Here is a 16,651-nt window from a genome sequence, read left to right as displayed (position 1 = left end):
CATGGCAGCGCGACGGCTCTTCGGCGGCGGCAAGCAGAGGGAGTACCTCCCCCCGACCCCGCACCCCAGCGGCGCCCGGCCCCCGAAGATCCCCGGCGAGCTGGTCCCGGGCCATGTCGCGATCGTCATGGACGGCAACGGCCGCTGGGCCAAGGAGCGCGGGCTGCCGCGCACGGAGGGCCACAAGGTCGGCGAGTCGGTCGTGCTGGACGTGCTCAAGGGCGCGATCGAGCTCGGTGTGAAGAACATCTCGCTGTACGCGTTCTCCACCGAGAACTGGAAGCGCTCACCCGACGAGGTGAAGTTCCTGATGAACTTCAACCGCGACGTCATCCACCGCCGCCGCGACGAGATGGACGCGATGGGCGTGCGGGTGCGCTGGGCCGGCCGGATGCCCAAGCTGTGGAAGAGCGTCGTCCAGGAGCTCCAGGTCGCCGAGGAGCAGACCAAGGACAACGACGCCGTCACCCTGTACATGTGCGTCAACTACGGCGGCCGGGCCGAGATCGCGGACGCCGCGGCGGCGATCGCGGCCGATGTCGCGGCGGGCCGGCTGGACCCGAAGAAGGTCAACGAGAAGACCCTGACCAAGTACCTGTACCACCCGGACATGCCGGACGTGGACCTGTTCCTGCGCCCCAGCGGCGAGCAGCGGACGTCGAACTTCCTGCTCTGGCAGTCGGCCTACGCGGAGTTCGTGTTCCAGGACGTGCTCTGGCCGGACTTCGACCGCCGGGACCTGTGGCGGGCCTGCGAGCAGTACGCGATGCGCGACCGCCGGTTCGGCGGGGCGATCCCCAACGAGGCGCCGGCCGAGCTGGTCTCCGAGGTGCCGGCGCAGCGCTGAGGCGGTGCGGTGAGGCGCTGAGGTGGCGCGGCGCTGGTGCGGTGCGGAGCTTCGGCGGTGCGGTGGCGGCCCGACCTGGTGAAGGCGGGCCGGTGCGCGGAGAAGGGCCCGGGGAGGTGACTCCCGCGGGCCCTTCGGCGTGCTGGTGCTCAGACCTTGGCGGCGCACTCCGCGCAGGTGCCGAAGATCTCCAGGGTGTGCGCGATGTCGCTGAACCCGTGCTCGGCGGCGACCGAGTTGGCCCAGCGCTCGACGGCGGGGCCCTCCACCTCGACAGTGGCGCCGCACTGGCGGCAGACCAGGTGGTGGTGGTGCCCGCTGCTGCACCGGCGGTAGACGGCCTCACCGTCGGCGGTGCGCAGGACGTCGACCTCGCCGGCGTCGGCGAGCGACTGGAGCGTCCGGTAGACGGTGGTCAGACCGACCGAGTCCCCCCGGTGCTTCAGCATGTCGTGGAGCTCCTGCGCGCTGCGGAAGTCCTCGATCTCGTCCAGGACCGCCGAGACGGCGGCGCGCTGCCGGGTCGATCGGGCTCGCGGCGACGGGCCTGCGGTGGTCACCGTGGGTCCTCCTGGTGGTGTGGGCGACTGGCACCTCATTGTGCCAGCCCCGCACCGGGCGTCGGAGTGGTCGCCTCGGCCCGCTCCGGGCCGGGCAGTCGGACGTCGCAGATCTGCGGCCCGCTCTCCGGGAGGTCGCGGTGGCGGCGCCGGGCGAGGGGCGCGGCGATCGCGCCGAACACCGCGAACACGACGATGGCCAGCAGCACGATGGCCGGGCCGGAGGGCACGTCCAGCTGGTACGAGCCGGTGACGCCGGCCAGGGCGACGAGCACCCCGACCGCGATCGAGCCGGCCTGGGTGGCGGCGAAGGAGCGGGTGAGCTGCTGGGCGGCCGCGACCGGAACCACCATCAGGGCGCTGACCAGCAGCAGGCCGACCACCCGCATGGCGACGGTGACGGTGACCGCGGCCATCACCGCGAGCAGCAGGTTGAGCAGGCGCACCGGGACGCCGGTGACCCGGGCGAAGTCCTCGTCCTGGCAGATGGCGAACAGCTGGCGGCGCAGGCCCAGGGTGACGGCGACGACGACGGCGCCGAGGGCGCCGATGGTGGCCAGGTCGGTGGGGGAGACGGTCAGGATGGAGCCCCAGAGGTAGCTCTCCAGCGAACCGGCCCCGGCCTGGGCGGACTTGGAGACCAGCAGCTTGCCGCAGGCCATGCCGCCGTAGAAGAGCATCGCGAGGGCGATGTCGCCGCGCTGGTTGCCGCGGGCGCGGACCAGTTCCATGGTGACGGCGCCGAGCACGCAGACCGCCACGGCCATCCAGACCGGGCTGGTCTGGAAGATGAAGCCGAGGCCGACGCCGGTCATCGCGACGTGGCCCATGCCGTCGCCCATCAGCGCCTGGCGCCGCTGCACGAGGTAGATGCCGACGGCGGGGGCGGTGATGCCGACCAGTACGGCGGCGATCAGCGCCCGCTGCATGAAGTCGTAGCTGAGCATCTCGGTCATGACAGCAGTCCCCGGGGTCGGTCGTGTTCGTGGCCGTGGTCGGCGTGCGGATGGACGTGGTCGTGACCCGGCAGGGCGTGCAGACCGGTGTTGGGAACGGGGGGGCCGTCGTGCGCGACGCAGCCGTCGCGCAGCACCACGGCCCGGTCGATCAGCGGCTCCAGCGGTCCGAGTTCGTGCAGCACCAGCAGGACGGCGGCGCCGCGCGCGACCTCGGCGCGCAGGGTGTCGGCGAGTACCTGCTGGCTGGCGGCGTCCACCCCGGCCATCGGCTCGTCCATGATCAGCAGATCGGGGGCGCCGGCCAGGGCGCGGGCGATCAGCACCCGTTGCTGCTGGCCGCCGGAGAGGTCGGCGACCCCGTCCCGGGCCCGGTCGAGCATGCCGACGGCGGCCAGCGCGCGGTCCACGGCGGCGCGGTCGGCGCGGCGGAACGGGAGCAGCCGGTGCAGGGGCAGCCGGCCGGTGGAGACGACCTCCCGGACGGTGGCCGGGACGCCGGAGGCGGCGGTGGTGCGCTGCGGCACGTAGCCGATCCGGTGCCAGGCGCGGAACCGGGCCAGCGGGGTGCCGAACAGTTCGAGCGTGCCGCGCTCCAGCGGGACGGCCCCGGTGACGGCCTTGACGGTGGTGGACTTGCCAGAGCCGTTGGCGCCGAGCAGGGCGACCACCTCGCCGGGACGGACGGTGAGGTCGACGCCGCGCAGCACCGGCCGGCCGCCGCGCGAGGCGACGGCGTCGTGGAGGCGGACGGCCGGGGGTGCCAGGGGGGCCGGGCCGACGGCGTGGGCCGGGGTTGCCGGTTGGGCCTGGGGTGCCGGGTGGGCCGGGTGGGCCGTTGGGGCGGTCGGGGTCGGGGAGGTCATGCGGGTGCTCCCGTCAGCTGGTGGGTGCGGCGGCCGCGGCCGGGGCGTCGGCGCCGAGTGCGGTCCGCAGGTTGGCCAGGTTCTGCCGCATGACCGAGAGGTAGTCGTCCTTGGCCGGGTCCTTGACGCCTTCCAGCGGGTCGAGGACGGCGGTCCTGAGGCCGAGGTCCTTGGCGACGGTGTCGGCGAGCTTGGGGCTGACCAGGGTCTCGAAGAAGATCGTGGTGACGCCGTTCTCCTTGGCGGCCTTCTGGACGTCGGCGAGGCGGGCCGGGGTGGGCTCGGACTCGGGGTCGACGCCGTTGATGGCGACCTGGGTGAGGCCGTAGGCCCCGGCGAGGTAGCCGAAGGCGGCGTGGCTGGTGACGAAGGTGCGGTTCTTGACGTCCTTCAGCCCGTCCTTGAACTCCTGGTCCAGCGCGGTGAGCCGGCCGACCAGCTCGTCGGTGTTCTTCCGGTAGTCGTCGGCGTGTGCGGGGTCGGCCTCGGCGAACCCGGCGCCGACGCTCCTGGCGACCGCCGCGTAGCGGGTCGGGTCGAGCCAGATGTGCGGATCGCCGGCGGCCCCGTCGTGGTCGTGTCCGTCGTGTCCGTCGGCGCCGTGGTCGTGGCCGTCGCCCTCGGTGTGGCCCTCGGCGAGGTGGTGGTCCTCCAGCGGGGAGGCCGCGGTGGCGTCGATCCGGTGCTTGGAGTCGGAGCCCGCGACCGCCTTGTCGACGGTGGGCTGCAGACCCTTGAGGTAGACGATCGCGTCGGCCTTCTTGACCGTGCCGACCTGCTTGGCGGTGAGTTCGAGGTCGTGCGGCTCGACGCCGGCGGCGGTGAGGTCGGTGACCTTCACGTGCTCGCCGCCGATCCGGGCGGCGAGGAACTCCATCGGGTAGAACGACGCGACGACGTTCAGCTTGCCGTCCGCGCCCGGGGTCCCGCCGCCGCTGCCGCAGGCCGTCAGGGTGAAGGCGGCGGTGAGGGCGGTGGCGGTCAGGGCTATGGCGCCGCGAGTACGTCGTCGGATCATCATGACAACCATTCTCAGATTAGATGGAAATGATTGTCAAATCACTCGGACGGGTGAACGGGTGGTGACGCTGAGTGGGCCGGTGCCGGAGATACCGATTTGAAACCCGTACCCATATGGCCGGTAACCTGAGGGCTCGGGTACGCGCAACCAGCCGTGCCCTGACCGTGCCGTACGTACTGAAGAGAGCACTGTGGCAGCCGACAAGATCGAGACGATCGTCAGCCTGAGCAAGCGCCGTGGCTTCGTCTACCCCTGCAGCGAGATCTACGGCGGCACGCGTGCCGCCTGGGACTACGGTCCGCTGGGCGTCGAACTCAAGGAGAACATCAAGCGCCAGTGGTGGCGCGCGATGGTCCAGGCCCGTGAGGACGTCGTCGGACTCGACTCGTCGGTGATCCTGGCCCGCGAGGTCTGGGAGGCGTCGGGCCACGTCAAGACCTTCAACGACCCGCTGACCGAGTGCCTCTCCTGCCACAAGCGCCACCGGGCCGACCACCTGGAGGAGAAGTACGAGGCCAAGCACGGCTTCCCGCCGCCGAACGGTCTCCAGGACGTCAACTGCCCCGACTGCGGTGTCAAGGGTCAGTTCACCGAGCCCAAGGACTTCTCGGGCATGCTGAAGACCCACCTCGGTGTCACCGAGGAGGCGAGCGGCCTGGCGTACCTGCGCCCGGAGACCGCCCAGGGCATCTTCACCAACTTCAAGGCCGTCCAGACCACCTCGCGCAAGAAGCCGCCGTTCGGCATCGCCCAGGTCGGCAAGAGCTTCCGCAACGAGATCACCCCCGGCAACTTCATCTTCCGGACCCGTGAGTTCGAGCAGATGGAGATGGAGTTCTTCGTCAAGCCGGGCGAGGACGAGCAGTGGCACGAGTACTGGCTCCAGCAGCGCTGGGACTGGTACGTCGGCCTCGGCCTGCGCACCGACAACATGCGCCTGTTCGAGCACCCGAAGGAGAAGCTCTCCCACTACGCCAAGCGCACGGTGGACATCGAGTACCGCTTCAACTTCGGCGGCACCGAGTTCTCCGAGCTGGAGGGCATCGCCAACCGCACCGACTACGACCTGACGGTGCACAGCGAGGCGTCCGGCCAGGACCTCAAGTACTTCGACCAGGAGTCGGGCGAGCGGTACTTCCCGTTCGTCATCGAGCCGGCGGCCGGCCTCAACCGCGCCATGCTGGCCTTCCTGATCGACGCCTACTTCGAGGACGAGGCGCCGAACGCCAAGGGCGTCATGGAGAAGCGCGTCGGCATGCGGCTCGACCCGCGGCTGGCCCCGGTCAAGGTCGCGGTGCTGCCGCTCTCGCGCAACGCCGACCTCTCGCCCAAGGCCCGCGGCCTGGCCGCCGACCTGCGCACCGCCTGGAACGTCGAGTTCGACGACGCCGGTGCCATCGGCAAGCGCTACCGCCGCCAGGACGAGATCGGCACGCCGTTCTGCGTGACGGTCGACTTCGACACCCTGGAGGACAACGCGGTGACCGTGCGCGAGCGCGACACCATGGCACAGGAGCGCGTCTCGCTCGACCAGGTGAAGTCCTACCTGGCGGCGCGGCTCATCGGCTGCTGACGCCGGCGGGCCCGGCGCCCGCGGCCTTCCGTGCGAACCCCCGTTCGCCCCGGTTCCTCCGGGGCGGGCGGGGGTTCCGCGTTCCCGGGGCGCTCCGTGGTCGCTGCTCCGGAGTCGCTGCTCCGGAGGCGCCGCTTCTGCTCCGGCCGCCGTGATGATCGGCTGATGTCCGCCCCGGGTCGCCGGACCGGCCCCAGCTACGGGGAGGTTGGGATGGCGGATCCATGGACGATCGCGTCGGGCGTCGGGGCCCTGACTTCGGTCGCGGGGGCCTGGGCGGTCTACCGGGGGCAGACGAGGCAGGTGGACTTCGAGCTCGCCCGCACCCTCCACCTCGACCTGACGAGCGGTGAAGTGGCGCTGGCCCGCTACGTCCTGGTGGCCTTCCGCCGGGAGCAGCGGCCCTACGGGCCCGAGGTGCTCGCCGCCTACTTCACGATGCTGTGGTGCTTCGAGCGCGTCCTCCAGGGTCGGCGGCCCATGATCCGCTCGCCGCTCGACCGGGTCCGCCGCAGCTCTCCGGTGCGCTTCCTGGACGAGGCGCTCTCCATGCACGTGGCGAGCTGGGAGCGGAACCTGCCGGAGATCCGGAACCGGCTGAACGAGGCCCTGGCCGAGGCGCACGGGGACCAACTGCGCGACCGGGGTCTGACCGCCGAGTTCGAGGCGCTCGCCCGGGCGCTGCGCTCGGCCGGGGTGATGCCGTCGTCGGCCCCGGTCGCCCTTCCCGCGGAGGGGGATCCCGCCTCGGCCCCGTGAGGGGCGGCGGCGCCGCCCCGGGCGGCGGGGGCCTGGACCGACCGGGGCGGGTGCGAGCGTGGCGCCGGGCGAGCGGGCCGTCGGGCGAGCGGGCCCGGACTCAGCGGCGGCCCCAGCGGGAGCGGGGCCGACCGGCCGGGGCGGTGGGGAGTCCGGCGGTGCGGAGCGCGGCGAGGGTGGTGCGGTGCTGTCCGGGATCCGCGAGCAGAGGCGTGAGCAGTGCCTCGTAGAGGTCGGTCCGACCGGCCAGCGCGCCGGCCAGCCGGACCAGTTCGGCCGGGGGGCGCAGCGTCGCCAGCTCGCCCAGCAGCAGGGCGGGCAGCGGGGCCGGGAGCGTGGTGGCCAGGGCGGTGAGGTCGCCGGTGGGACGGCCGGCGGCCTGGCGCAGCAGGGTCCGGGCGTCGGCGGCGCGGTCCGCCTCGTGGAGGACGGTGGCGAGGGCGGCCAGTTCGGCGGTCGGGGCGGAGCCCCATTCCCAGAGCAGGGTGGCGCCGTCGGCGTGCTGCCCGGCCTGCTCCAACCCGTCCAGCAGGGCCGGCAGATCGGCGGCCGGGCAGGAGCGCAGCGCGTTGAAGAGGTCCCCGGCCTCCTCGGCCAGCCCGGCCCGGCGCAGCTCGGCGAGGGTGGCGGCGGCGTGGTGGGGGCTGCCGTGAACGGCGCTGCGGGCGAGGTGGAGGGAGGCTCCGGTCGGTCCCCGGTGGGTGAGCCGGGCGGCCAGCGCGGCGGTGTCCTCCGGGGTGAGGTGCTCGGCTGCCTGGCCGAGGATGTCGGCGGCCTCGGTGGGGGACGCCTGCCGGTACAGGCCGGTGATGCGCTCGGCGAGGGCGGCGAGTTCGCCGGGGGAGCGGTGGCGTGGCGGGGCGGGCGCACCCTCGGGCGCCGGAGAGCGAGTCGGGGCGGTGGGCCCGGGGGCGGGGCCGGCGGGTGCGGGGTGGGGGCCGGCGTCGGCGTCGGTCGGGAGCCGGTGGACGGTGTGCTGGACGGCGTGGCGGTTGTCGCTGTGGATGTCGCGGTGGATGCCCCGGTGGGTCTCGTCCTGGCCGCCGCCCGGTATGCCGTCCGCTGCGGCATCCGGGGTGCCCGGGCCGCTCCCGGGCCGGTCCCCGCCGCCGACCCGCGGCGACGGCTGCCGCAGCCGCTCCTCCAGGTTCTTCAGTCGGTCACTCAGCTCCAGGCAGCGCGCGCCCAGACCTTCGCGCAGCATCCGGGCCTGGGTCAGCTGCCGCAGCAGCTCGCTGTCCGCCCGCTGCCGTTCGGGCAGCGACCGGACGGCTTCGACGAGCCGCCGCTCGCGTTGGCCCGCGTACTGTCCGGCCCGCAGTAATTCGTCCAACTGGGCTCTGAGTTCGAGAGCGTCCTGCTCGCTCGCGCCGACGCCCGCGTCCGGGGCGAGGGGCTGTTCCGTGTGCCGTGTACGCATGATCACCGCAACCTGTCCAACTTGACCCTGACGGCCAGTCATCCTGGCGTTGAAATACGGCGCTGGAGTTACGGCAGTGCGTCCACAGTCTTGCGAGTGGTGTCCGAGGGCGCATGAGGCGCACGGGTGGTGAGCGACCCGGCGCGCGCCCGACTACTCGTGCGCCTCCCGGTCTGAGGTGGCGGTCCCGCTCACCGCTCGGTCGCGGCGAGGCGGGCGCGGGCCTCCATGAGGGCGAAGCCGAGCAGGTTCTCGCCGCGCCACTCGGCGGGCCGCTCGGCGCGCTCGTTGTCCGCGCCGAGGCCGATGCCCCAGATCCGGTCGAGCGGGCTGGCCTCCACCAGGACCCGACGGGAGGTCGACAGCAGATAGGCGCGGAGCCCGGCGTGGCCACCGAACTTGGCGACATTGCCCGCCACGACCAGCTCGAAGCGGCCGGCGCACCAGGCCGCGTCGTCGAAGCCGCGGACCTGACGGCCCAGCTTCTTCGCCTCGGCGGCGCTCGGCGCGGCCAGGATCAGGGCGAGCGTCCCACTGTCGTCGAACATCCGGGCCTTGCCCGCCATCATCCAGTGCTCGGCGGTCCGGTACTCGACGCCGTCGACGGTGAACGGGTGCTCGGGCCACCACTGGCTCAGTGCGCCGGGGCCGAGCGACCCGTCCCGCTGCGGCTGATGGCCCCAGAACAGCAGCCATTTGGTCCGTGCGCCTGCCGCCACCGCCGCGGTCAGGGCGGCGCGGTCGCGGGCGTCGGTGGGGTTGATCGTGCGCTCGTCACTCATATCGTCATACTGACACGAAGGGGGGTGGTGCGGCGAGCGGGTTTTCCGCCGCCGGGGTGAGGGAGTGAGCGAGTGAGGGGCGAGGGGCGCCGGACTTGCCGGGGGTGTGGTTCGGCGGGGTGACGTCCTCTTCGCCTGCCGCTCCCGCTGTCGCTGGCGCTGCCGTCGAGCTGGGTGCGGGCGGCCCCGCTCCGGCCGTGGGGTGGCCTTCGGTCCGGGTGGGGTGAATCCTTTCCGGGAGTCGTCGCCTCCTATGGGCGGCTTCGGTGAGGACCGGGGCGGACGAGGAGATGGCGATGACGGTCTGGGTGGCTGTGGCGGTCGGCGTGGCGTTGACCGTGGCGTGCGGTGCGACGGTGCTGCGGAAGTGGGGGCGGCGGCGTGGCTGAGGTGCGGGAGTGGCCGGGGAGTTCGGTGGTGACCGCGGCGCAGGAGGGTGATGCGGAGGCGATCGCCGCGCTGGTCTCGGGGGCGCATCCGCATGTGCGGCGGTTCGCGCGGTCGCTCTGCGCCACGCCGGAGGACGCCGAGGACGCGGCCCAGGAGGCGCTGATCATCCTCTATCGCAAGATCGGGATGCTGCGGGCGACCGGGGCTCTGGCCTCGTGGATGTTCCGGATCGTGCGGAACGAGTGTCTTCGGCGGGCGCGTTCGACGCTGTGGGAGCGTCCGGTGGTGGGGGAGGCGCCGTTCCGGTCGGCCGAGGAGGAGGTGCTGGGGCGGCTGGAGGCCGGGCGGGTGGCGGAGGCGATCGCGGCGTTGCCGGAGGATCAGCGACGGGTCCTGGTCATGCGGGACGTCCAGGGGCTCAGCGGGCGGACGGTCGCCGATGCGCTGGGGCTCAGCACCGCGGCCATGAAGTCGCGGTTGCACCGGGCGCGGGCGACGGTCCGGGCGGTCACCGGTGGAGGGGAGTGGTGAAGGGCGGGGCCCCGGGCTTTTCCAGCCGGACGGTGGCCCGGCATCTGGGGCGGGGCGGGGTCGGATTCGGCGCGCTGGTGGGGGCGTTCGTGCTGCTGCCGGTTGCCGGGCCGGTGACGCTGTTCCTGTTGCCGCTCGGGCTGGTCGCCCTGCGCGGGTGTCCGACCTGCTGGGTGATCGGATTGCTGGAGACGGTGTCGCGGCGGCGGCTGCGGCGCGAGTGCGTCGGCGGGCGGTGCGAGTTGCGTTCCGCCGGGGCCGAGTAGGACGTCGGTCGTGGGGGGCCCCCCCCGGGGGGGCCCCCCGCCCCCGGGCCCCCCCCCCCCCCCCCCCCCCCCGCCGCCGTGGGGGGGGGGGGGGGGGGGGGGGGGGGGGGGGGGGGGGGGGGGGGGGGGGGGCCGCGGGGGGCGGTGTGGGCGGGGGGGGGGCCCCCCCGGGGGGGGGGCCCCACGACGGAGCGGGACCCAGGCCGGCCGTCAGCCGATGGAGCGGGGGAGCCGGGTCGTCAGATAGAGGACGGTGAAGGACCCCAGGAGCTGGATGCCGAGGCAGAGGGCGAGCGCGCGGTCCATGCCCAGCGTGGGGGAGAGGCTCAGATAGAGGGAGCCGAGGGTGGCCACGCCCAGGGCGAGGCTGGCCTGCTGGCCGGTGGCGAGGACGCCGCTGCCCACGCCGGCCCGCGCGGAGGGCACCTTGGCGAGGACGACGCGGAACAGCGGGGTGCCGATCAGGCCCTGGCCGATGCCGGCGAGCGCGACACCCGGGGCCATCCGCAGCGGGGAGAAGCCGTTCCAGTCGGCGAGCACGGTGACGGCCAGCGTGACCAGGCCGAGGGCCTGGACGACGGCGCCGGCGGTCAGGACCCGGCTGCCGAAGCGGCCGATCAGGCGCGGGCCGGAGAGCGAGGCGGTGAAGTAGCCGACGGCCATCGGGACCAGCGCCCAGCCCGCCGCGACCGGGCCCAGGTGCAGGCCCTGCTGGAGTGCGACCGCGATGACGAACATGAAGCCGCCGAAGCCGCCGAAGTAGGGGAGGGCGATACCGAGGCCGCGCCGCATCTCGGGGATCCGCAGCAGGGTGGGCGGCACCAGCGGTGCGCCGCCGAGGCGCTCGGCCCTCCGCTCGACCAGGGCGAAGGCGGCGGCGAACACGGGGAACAGCGCCAGCAGCAGCCAGGACCACAGCGGCCAGCCGGCGGCGCGGCCCTCCATCAGTGGCACCAGCAGGGCGAGCAGAGCGGCGGTGAGCAGCACCGTCCCGGCCACGTCGACCTTGGCGCCCTGCGGAGCGCGGCTCTCCGGGACGAAGCGCAGGGCGAGGACGAGGGCGAGCAGGGCGAACGGGACGTTCAGCAGGAAGACCGAGCGCCAGCCGGTGCCGAAGAGGTCGGCGGCGACCAGCATCCCGCCCAGCACCTGCCCGATGACCACCGAGATGCCGCCGACCGCGCCGTAGACCGAGAGGGCGCGCCCGCGCCGGGCGCCATGGGTGGCGGCGGTGATGGTGCCCAGGACCTGGGGGATCAGCAGGGCGGCCGAGGCGCCCTGCGCGGCCCGGGCGGCGACCAGGCTCCACGCTCCGGGGGCGAGTCCGCAGGCGAGCGAGGTCACGGCGAAGGCGGCCGCTCCGACGACGAAGAGGCGGCGGCGGCCGAAGAGGTCACCGAGCCGTCCGCCGAGGACGAGGAGGACGGCGAAGGCGATGCCGTACCCGGCCGCGACCAGCTCCAGGACGGCGGGTCCGGCGGCGAGGTCGTGGTCGATGGTCGGCAGGGCGACGTTCACTATGAAGAAGTCAAGCATCGGGAGGAACGCCCCGAGCAGGACGGTGACCAGTCCGGCTGTTCCGAGGGAAGGGGTGGCCGAGGAGGGGGGAGCGGAGGTGGCGGAGGTGGCTGAAGTGGCTGAGGCGGAGGTGGGGACGAGGGGCCTGGCGGCGGTCAGTTGCTGGGTCACGGTCCTACGATCCGCCCTGGCGCACCCTGGTACCAGAGTGTGCTTATCCAGGTATAAGAAGTACCTGGCAACAGGATGAGCTGTGCCGCATGCTGGTGGAATGAGTCTGACCGCCGTCACGGCGACCACCGGGAAAGTACCCGCCGACCCTCGGCGGCAACAGCTGGCGGCGTTCCTGCGCAGCCGCCGCGAGCGGATCACCCCCGAGCAGGTGGGGCTGCCGCCGACCGGCCGGCGGCGGACGCCGGGGCTGCGCCGTGAGGAGGTGGCGCAGATCGCCGCGGTCGGCGTCACCTGGTACACGTGGTTGGAGCAGGGGCGCGAGATCCAGGTGTCCGTGCAGGTACTGGACGCGGTGGCGCGAGCCCTGCTGCTCGACCCCAGTGAGCGGGCCCATCTGTTCACCCTGGCCGGCGCGGAGGATCCGGCGCCGGTGCGGGAGTGCCCGACCGTCACCCCCGCGGTCCGGCTGACCCTGGACCGCATGGCCCCCTACCCGGCCGCGGTGATCAACTCCCGCTACGACGTGCTGGCCCACAACGCGCAGTACACCGGGATCGTCGGCGATCTGGCCGCGCTGCCGCCCGAGGACCGCAATCTGATGTGGCTGGCCTTCACCCCCTCCCGCTTCCGCGAGGTGCTGGTGGACCATGAGGAGGAACGGGACGTCATGGTCGCCCGGTTCCGCTCCGGCATGGGCGACCACGGGGACGAACCCGCCTGGCGGACGCTGCTCTGCCGACTGCGCAAGGCGTCCCCGGTGTTCGACGCGGCCTGGCAGCGGCACGACGTCCTGCGGCCGGGGAACGGCTTGAAGCGGTTCCTGGTACCGGAGGTGGGACTGCTGCGACTCGACTACACCAGTCTCTGGCTCGGTCCGGCCCAGGGGCCGCGCCTGGTCGTCTACACCCCGAAGGACGAGGAGACCGCCGCGCTGCTGGCGCGGCTTCCCACCCGGCTGCCGTCGGCCGCGGCGGGAGCGGGGGTGCCGCTCGGCTGACGGCCGCCCGGAGCGGGCCAGGCCGAGGGCCAGGCAGAGTGCGGCCAGCGGGAGCTCGACGCCTCCCGCCATGATCAGCGCGGCGAGCGTCTCCTGGCCCGGCAGCGCGGTGGTGACGTCGACCAGGGCGTCGCCCGCGAGCAGCAGGGCCACCGCCGCGGCCGGCCCGACGGCCGCCGGGCCCCGGCGCCGCAGCGCGGCGTCGAGTCGGAGCAGGGCGCCGAGTTCGCACAGGTCGAAGGCGGCCCACGCGGTGTCGCCCGAGGCCACGAGCAGGGCCGCCCAGGGCAGCAGCAGGAACGCGGCGAGCGCGGGAACCCGCTCGGCGAGCGGGCCGAGCACGGGCCGGCCGGCCCGTGCGGGGCTCGGTGCGAAGGCGGGGACGAAGCCGACGGCGGCGGTGTTCATCGGACACCCCCGCCGACGACGCCGACGCGGGCCCGGACCAGCGGTGACCGCTCGGCCGCGGTACCGCCCGCCTCGACGAGCACTCCGTCGAACACGCCCTCGCCCCAGGCCAGCCAGAACTCCCCGCCGACCGTGACCACCTCGGCGGTGCGGACGACCGGGCCCGGCCGGCCGGGCAACCTGAGCAGCCGTCCGCCGGTGAACCCGACGACCGGGACCGCGCCGCCTCGCGGCAGCCGCCCCCAGGCGAGGCCCTGCCGGAAGCGGCGGCGCCCGCCCGCCCCGACCCCGGCCCAGGCGCGGGCCCCGCGCAGCAGACCGGAGGCGAGCCGGCTCGCGACCAGGACGTCCACCAACTCGTCGTGCTCGTAGATCTCCAGGGCCGCCCGCCCGCGGGACCGGCCGGCCCCGACGCTGCGCACCGACCACGGCCCGGAGGCCGGGTGGGCCGGCCCCAGCAGGCCGGCGGGCCCGACCGGAAGCAGCCCCTCGGCCGAGGCGGCCGCGGTGGTGGCACCGAGGGCCGGACCCCCGTGCGGCAGATCGGCGGAGTGCGATGCGTAGCTCGTCATGCCCTCAAGACTGGCCGTCCCGAGCGGCGTTGTCGGTAGTGCACCGATCCGAATCGGGGGTGTACCCAGCATCACCATTTCTCGGTACCGACCTTCATGGTGACGGCCGGTCACAGCGCTCTAGGCTGTCCGCCATGCTCTCCACGAAGCTGCGCCGCGCGCTCATCGGGAGCGCCGCCCGGCCTCCGTGGCCTGCGGCGCTCTGGCGGGACGCGCGGTTCCTCGCCGCCGGAATCCCGCTCTCCCTGCCCCTCTGGCTGACCGTCCTCGTCCCCAAGATGTCCCTGTTCCTCATCGGCGTGATCCTGTTCGGGCTGCGCCTGCTCTCCACCGCGCAGCGCGCCCGGCTGCGGGCGCTGCGCGGGGTCGACGTACCACCGCTGCTGCTGCCCGTCAGCACCTCGGCCGGTGTGGTGACCAGGCTGCGCACCGCCGTGGGCTGGCGTCAGGTCGGCTACCACCTGGTCGTCGCCCCGCTGGTCGCGCTCGGCGCGCTGGCCGTGCTGTGGGCGTGGGGCGCGGCCGTGGTGGCCTCGACGGTCTTCGGCTGGGCCTGGATGATGCCGCCCTCCTCGCCGGTCGCGGACAGCTGGGCCAGGCTGGACGTCCCGCTCACCGTCGGCGGCGTGCTGCTGCTGGCGGTCCTGCCCTGGGCGGTCCGACAGCTGGCCGCCCTGGACGAGGTGCTGTCGGTGCGCATGCTCGGCCCGGGGCGGACAGCGGTGCTGGAGCACCGGATCGAGGAGGTGGTGGAGAGCCGGGCCGGCCTGGTGGACGCGGTCGACGCCGAGCGCCGCCGGATCGAGCGCGACCTCCACGACGGCGCCCAGCAGCGGCTCACCTCCCTGGCGATGAACCTCGGCCTGGCCCGCCGCACCCTCAAGGACGTCCCGCCCGCGGCCATGCAGGTGATCGTCGAGGCGCACGAGGAGGCCCAGGCGGCCATCGACGAGCTGCGGGACCTCGTCCGCGGCCTGCACCCGGCCGTGCTGGAGGACCGAGGGCTGGACGCGGCGCTGTCCGGGATCGCGGCCCGCGTCCCGCTGCCGGTCCGGTTGGACGTCGACCTGGCCGAGCGGATAGCACCCACGGTCGAGGCCGTCGCCTACTTCACCGTCTCCGAGGCGCTGACCAACGTCGCCAAGCACGCCCGGGCCTCCCGGGTGGAGGTCTCGGTGCGGACGGCCGGCGGCCGGCTGCACCTGGTCGTCCGCGACGACGGCGTGGGCGGGGCGGACGCCGCCCGGGGCACCGGCCTGACCGGCCTGCGGCAGCGCACCGCCTCGGTCGACGGATCCCTGTCCCTGCTCAGCCCCGTCGGGGGCCCGACCACCATCACCGTGGAGTTGCCGTGCGCGCTGTGATCGCCGAGGACTCGGTCCTGCTCAGAGTCGGTCTGGTCAAGGTCCTGGAGGCCGTGGGCTACGAGGTGGCCGCCGCCGTCGGGGACGCCGAGGCGCTGCTCGTCGCGGTGGAGGAGCACCGTCCGCGGGTGGTGGTGGCGGACGTCCGGATGCCGCCCGGCTACTCCGACGAGGGCGTGCGGGCCGCGTTGGTGATCCGCCGGCAGTGGCCGGAGGTGGCGGTGCTGCTGCTCTCCCAGTTCGTCGAGGAGCGCTACGCCGCGGACCTGTTGACCAGCAACACCAGTGGGGTCGGCTATCTGCTCAAGCAGCGGGTGGCCAACGTCGACGAGTTCGTGGACGCCCTGCAGCGGGTCGCCGAGGGCGGGACGGCGCTGGACCCGGAGGTGGTGGCCCAGTTGCTGGTGCGGCGCCACCGGGACCCGCTGGAGCGGTTGACGCCGCGCGAGCGGGACGTGCTCGCCCTGATGGCGGAGGGCCGGTCGAACGCGGCCATCGCCGGCGCTCTGGTGGTCAGTGACAGCGCGGTGGCCAAGCACATCAACTCGATCTTCGCCAAGCTCGATCTGCCGCAGGCCGACGACAGCCACCGCCGGGTGATGGCGGTGCTGCGCTTCCTGGAGGTGGCATGAGGACGCGGGACGCCGCTCCGGCGGCGGGCGCCGGCCCGGCTCCGGGCGGTGCGCCGACGGTGGCCCGCGCACCGGCACCGGCACCGGCACCGGCACCCGGGCCCACCCCCGCCGGCCGCCGGATCTGGCGGGTGCTCGGTACCCTGGCGCTCGTCGTGGTGATGCTGACCGGTGCCGTGCAGACCTGGGCGATGGCGGTGCGGCAGCAGACCCGTTCCGAGCACACCTACGGGATCGCGGTGACCAAGGTGCGGTTGGACACCGGCCGGGCCACCGTCCGGATCAGACCCGGGCAGGAGGGCCGGGTGGTGGTCCGGCAGTTCCTGAACTGGATGGTGCGGAAGCCGGTGGTGTCGGCCATGTTCGACCAGGACGAGCTCGACGTCCGGATGTTCTGCAACCAGGTGTTCGCGGCCAGGGACATCGGGTGCGGAGCGGTGATCGAGCTGGAGCTCCCGCCCGCGGTCGCGGTGACCGGCCGGCAGTCCAGCGGCAGCATCGACATCGCCGGGGTGTCCGGTGGCATCGATCTGGTCTCCACCTCGGGGGAGGTCCGGCTGGCGGATGTGTCCGGTCCGCTGACCGTGCGCACCACCTCCGGCTCCGTGCACGGCCGGCGCCTCACCTCCCCGAGGGCCGACGCGGCCACGACCTCGGGCTCGGTGGAGCTGGGCTTCGTCACGGAGCCCTCGGCGGTGGACATCGGTGTCACCTCGGGATCGGTGAGCCTGGGGCTTCCACGCGGATCCCGCTACGACTTCGAGGGCGGTACGGCCCCCCGGGGAGGGATCGATCCCTCGCTGGCCGACAGCTCCAGCCCGCACAAGGTCAGGATCTCGGTCAGCTCCGGTTCGGTGGAGGTGTACTCAAGGGACGGTGACGCCGACGGCGGCACATGAGGACCGACCCGAGCGGTCGGGCGGGCCCCGGGCAGGGGCGGGGCGGGAGCCGTGGGGAGCTCGGTCCGGCAGCCCCCGGGGGTGGGCGCGGCGGGTGGGGGACAATGGAGAGTCCC

At 73.8% G+C, this 16,651-nt stretch carries 17 protein-coding genes; 9 read left to right on the top strand and 8 right to left on the bottom strand.

What is annotated here, in order from left to right; all coding sequences use genetic code 11:
• Position 1 precedes the first annotated feature (1 nt).
• Entirely contained in the window at positions 2-847 is an 846-nt protein-coding gene (locus ACIQ9P_RS04460) for an isoprenyl transferase (protein WP_402349472.1), read from the top strand.
• 149 nt (positions 848-996) lie between these two features.
• On the opposite strand, the gene ACIQ9P_RS04455 is transcribed toward ACIQ9P_RS04460, so the two are convergent.
• Genes ACIQ9P_RS04455 through ACIQ9P_RS04440 form a run of 4 tightly spaced genes read right to left on the bottom strand, consistent with a single transcriptional unit; the run spans position 997 to position 4,250 of the window.
• A complete protein-coding gene (locus ACIQ9P_RS04455) occupies positions 997-1,407 on the bottom strand; it encodes a Fur family transcriptional regulator (protein WP_045938470.1) in 411 nt (136 codons plus the stop codon).
• 35 nt (positions 1,408-1,442) lie between these two features.
• Positions 1,443-2,363: a metal ABC transporter permease gene (locus ACIQ9P_RS04450; protein ID WP_402349468.1), complete on the bottom strand. Its 921-nt coding sequence runs from the start codon at positions 2,361-2,363 to the stop codon at positions 1,443-1,445.
• Positions 2,360-3,229, bottom strand: coding sequence for a metal ABC transporter ATP-binding protein (locus tag ACIQ9P_RS04445; RefSeq protein WP_402349465.1), 870 nt, complete (start codon positions 3,227-3,229; stop codon positions 2,360-2,362). Before ACIQ9P_RS04445 ends, ACIQ9P_RS04450 begins: the two co-directional genes overlap by 4 nt.
• A 13-nt stretch (positions 3,230-3,242) precedes the next feature.
• Positions 3,243-4,250 carry a metal ABC transporter substrate-binding protein gene (locus ACIQ9P_RS04440; RefSeq protein WP_402349462.1) on the bottom strand — a complete coding sequence of 336 codons (1,008 nt, stop codon included), beginning with the start codon at positions 4,248-4,250 and terminating at the stop codon, positions 3,243-3,245.
• 190 nt (positions 4,251-4,440) lie between these two features.
• Between ACIQ9P_RS04440 and ACIQ9P_RS04435 the strand changes: the two genes are divergently transcribed.
• A complete protein-coding gene (locus tag ACIQ9P_RS04435) occupies positions 4,441-5,823 on the top strand; it encodes a glycine--tRNA ligase (RefSeq protein ID WP_402349459.1) in 1,383 nt (460 codons plus the stop codon).
• 213 nt (positions 5,824-6,036) lie between these two features.
• A complete protein-coding gene (locus ACIQ9P_RS04430) occupies positions 6,037-6,582 on the top strand; it encodes a hypothetical protein (protein ID WP_402349456.1) in 546 nt (181 codons plus the stop codon).
• Positions 6,583-6,682: 100 nt separating this feature from the next.
• Here ACIQ9P_RS04430 and ACIQ9P_RS04425 read toward each other — a convergent pair whose 3' ends face one another.
• Both ACIQ9P_RS04425 and ACIQ9P_RS04420 read right to left on the bottom strand, forming a co-directional pair.
• Positions 6,683-8,002 carry a hypothetical protein gene (locus ACIQ9P_RS04425; RefSeq protein WP_402349453.1) on the bottom strand — a complete coding sequence of 440 codons (1,320 nt, stop codon included), beginning with the start codon at positions 8,000-8,002 and terminating at the stop codon, positions 6,683-6,685.
• A gap of 191 nt (positions 8,003-8,193) precedes the next feature.
• Positions 8,194-8,784: an NADAR family protein gene (locus ACIQ9P_RS04420; RefSeq protein ID WP_402349450.1), complete on the bottom strand. Its 591-nt coding sequence runs from the start codon at positions 8,782-8,784 to the stop codon at positions 8,194-8,196.
• A gap of 414 nt (positions 8,785-9,198) precedes the next feature.
• Here ACIQ9P_RS04420 and ACIQ9P_RS04415 point away from each other — a divergent pair, with 414 nt between their 5' ends.
• Positions 9,199-9,705 (top strand): RNA polymerase sigma factor, encoded by a 507-nt coding sequence (locus tag ACIQ9P_RS04415; protein WP_402349447.1) that lies wholly within the window; start codon positions 9,199-9,201, stop codon positions 9,703-9,705.
• A 32-nt stretch (positions 9,706-9,737) separates the two neighbouring features.
• Positions 9,738-9,971, top strand: a complete 234-nt coding sequence (locus ACIQ9P_RS04410) for a hypothetical protein (protein WP_402349444.1) — start codon at positions 9,738-9,740, stop codon at positions 9,969-9,971.
• 210 nt (positions 9,972-10,181) lie between these two features.
• Here the strand turns inward: ACIQ9P_RS04410 and ACIQ9P_RS04405 are convergent, their stop codons facing one another.
• Positions 10,182-11,507 (bottom strand): MFS transporter, encoded by a 1,326-nt coding sequence (locus ACIQ9P_RS04405; protein ID WP_402349864.1) that lies wholly within the window; start codon positions 11,505-11,507, stop codon positions 10,182-10,184.
• A 253-nt stretch (positions 11,508-11,760) separates the two neighbouring features.
• Here ACIQ9P_RS04405 and ACIQ9P_RS04400 point away from each other — a divergent pair, with 253 nt between their 5' ends.
• A complete protein-coding gene (locus tag ACIQ9P_RS04400) occupies positions 11,761-12,660 on the top strand; it encodes a helix-turn-helix transcriptional regulator (RefSeq protein ID WP_402349441.1) in 900 nt (299 codons plus the stop codon).
• A gap of 404 nt (positions 12,661-13,064) precedes the next feature.
• Here ACIQ9P_RS04400 and ACIQ9P_RS04395 read toward each other — a convergent pair whose 3' ends face one another.
• Entirely contained in the window at positions 13,065-13,640 is a 576-nt protein-coding gene (locus tag ACIQ9P_RS04395; protein ID WP_402349439.1) for a hypothetical protein, read from the bottom strand.
• Positions 13,641-13,774: 134 nt separating this feature from the next.
• Between ACIQ9P_RS04395 and ACIQ9P_RS04390 the strand changes: the two genes are divergently transcribed.
• The 3 genes from ACIQ9P_RS04390 to ACIQ9P_RS04380 are packed head-to-tail and all read left to right on the top strand — an operon-like array spanning position 13,775 to position 16,535.
• Positions 13,775-15,004, top strand: a complete 1,230-nt coding sequence (locus ACIQ9P_RS04390) for a histidine kinase (protein WP_402349436.1) — start codon at positions 13,775-13,777, stop codon at positions 15,002-15,004.
• Positions 14,992-15,636, top strand: a complete 645-nt coding sequence (locus tag ACIQ9P_RS04385; RefSeq protein ID WP_402349433.1) for a response regulator — start codon at positions 14,992-14,994, stop codon at positions 15,634-15,636. The genes ACIQ9P_RS04390 and ACIQ9P_RS04385 overlap by 13 nt, the downstream gene beginning before the upstream one ends.
• Positions 15,633-16,535, top strand: coding sequence for a DUF4097 family beta strand repeat-containing protein (locus ACIQ9P_RS04380; protein WP_402349430.1), 903 nt, complete (start codon positions 15,633-15,635; stop codon positions 16,533-16,535). Before ACIQ9P_RS04385 ends, ACIQ9P_RS04380 begins: the two co-directional genes overlap by 4 nt.
• Positions 16,536-16,651 lie beyond the last annotated feature (116 nt).

Origin of the sequence: Kitasatospora sp. NPDC094019, from assembly GCF_044764505.1 — a bacterium.
In the GTDB taxonomy this organism is placed as follows: Bacteria; Actinomycetota; Actinomycetes; order Streptomycetales; family Streptomycetaceae; genus Kitasatospora.
The sequence above is the reverse complement of the archived record's forward strand: the minus strand, read 5'-3'. Positions and strand labels throughout refer to the sequence as shown.

Excerpts from the sequence above, each read along its gene's own strand:
- ACIQ9P_RS04425 (WP_402349453.1), bottom strand. The coding sequence starts at position 8,002 with ATGCGTACACGGCACACGGAACAGCCCCTCGCCCCGGACGCGGGCGTC.
- ACIQ9P_RS04430 (WP_402349456.1), top strand. The coding sequence starts at position 6,037 with ATGGCGGATCCATGGACGATCGCGTCGGGCGTCGGGGCCCTGACTTCG.
- ACIQ9P_RS04390 (WP_402349436.1), top strand. The coding sequence starts at position 13,775 with ATGCTCTCCACGAAGCTGCGCCGCGCGCTCATCGGGAGCGCCGCCCGG.
- ACIQ9P_RS04445 (WP_402349465.1), bottom strand. The coding sequence starts at position 3,229 with ATGACCTCCCCGACCCCGACCGCCCCAACGGCCCACCCGGCCCACCCG.
- ACIQ9P_RS04450 (WP_402349468.1), bottom strand. The coding sequence starts at position 2,363 with ATGACCGAGATGCTCAGCTACGACTTCATGCAGCGGGCGCTGATCGCC.
- ACIQ9P_RS04420 (WP_402349450.1), bottom strand. The coding sequence starts at position 8,784 with ATGAGTGACGAGCGCACGATCAACCCCACCGACGCCCGCGACCGCGCC.
- ACIQ9P_RS04405 (WP_402349864.1), bottom strand. The coding sequence starts at position 11,507 with ATGCTTGACTTCTTCATAGTGAACGTCGCCCTGCCGACCATCGACCAC.
- ACIQ9P_RS04395 (WP_402349439.1), bottom strand. The coding sequence starts at position 13,640 with ATGACGAGCTACGCATCGCACTCCGCCGATCTGCCGCACGGGGGTCCG.
- ACIQ9P_RS04440 (WP_402349462.1), bottom strand. The coding sequence starts at position 4,250 with ATGATGATCCGACGACGTACTCGCGGCGCCATAGCCCTGACCGCCACC.
- ACIQ9P_RS04460 (WP_402349472.1), top strand. The coding sequence starts at position 2 with ATGGCAGCGCGACGGCTCTTCGGCGGCGGCAAGCAGAGGGAGTACCTC.
- ACIQ9P_RS04380 (WP_402349430.1), top strand. The coding sequence starts at position 15,633 with ATGAGGACGCGGGACGCCGCTCCGGCGGCGGGCGCCGGCCCGGCTCCG.
- ACIQ9P_RS04400 (WP_402349441.1), top strand. The coding sequence starts at position 11,761 with ATGAGTCTGACCGCCGTCACGGCGACCACCGGGAAAGTACCCGCCGAC.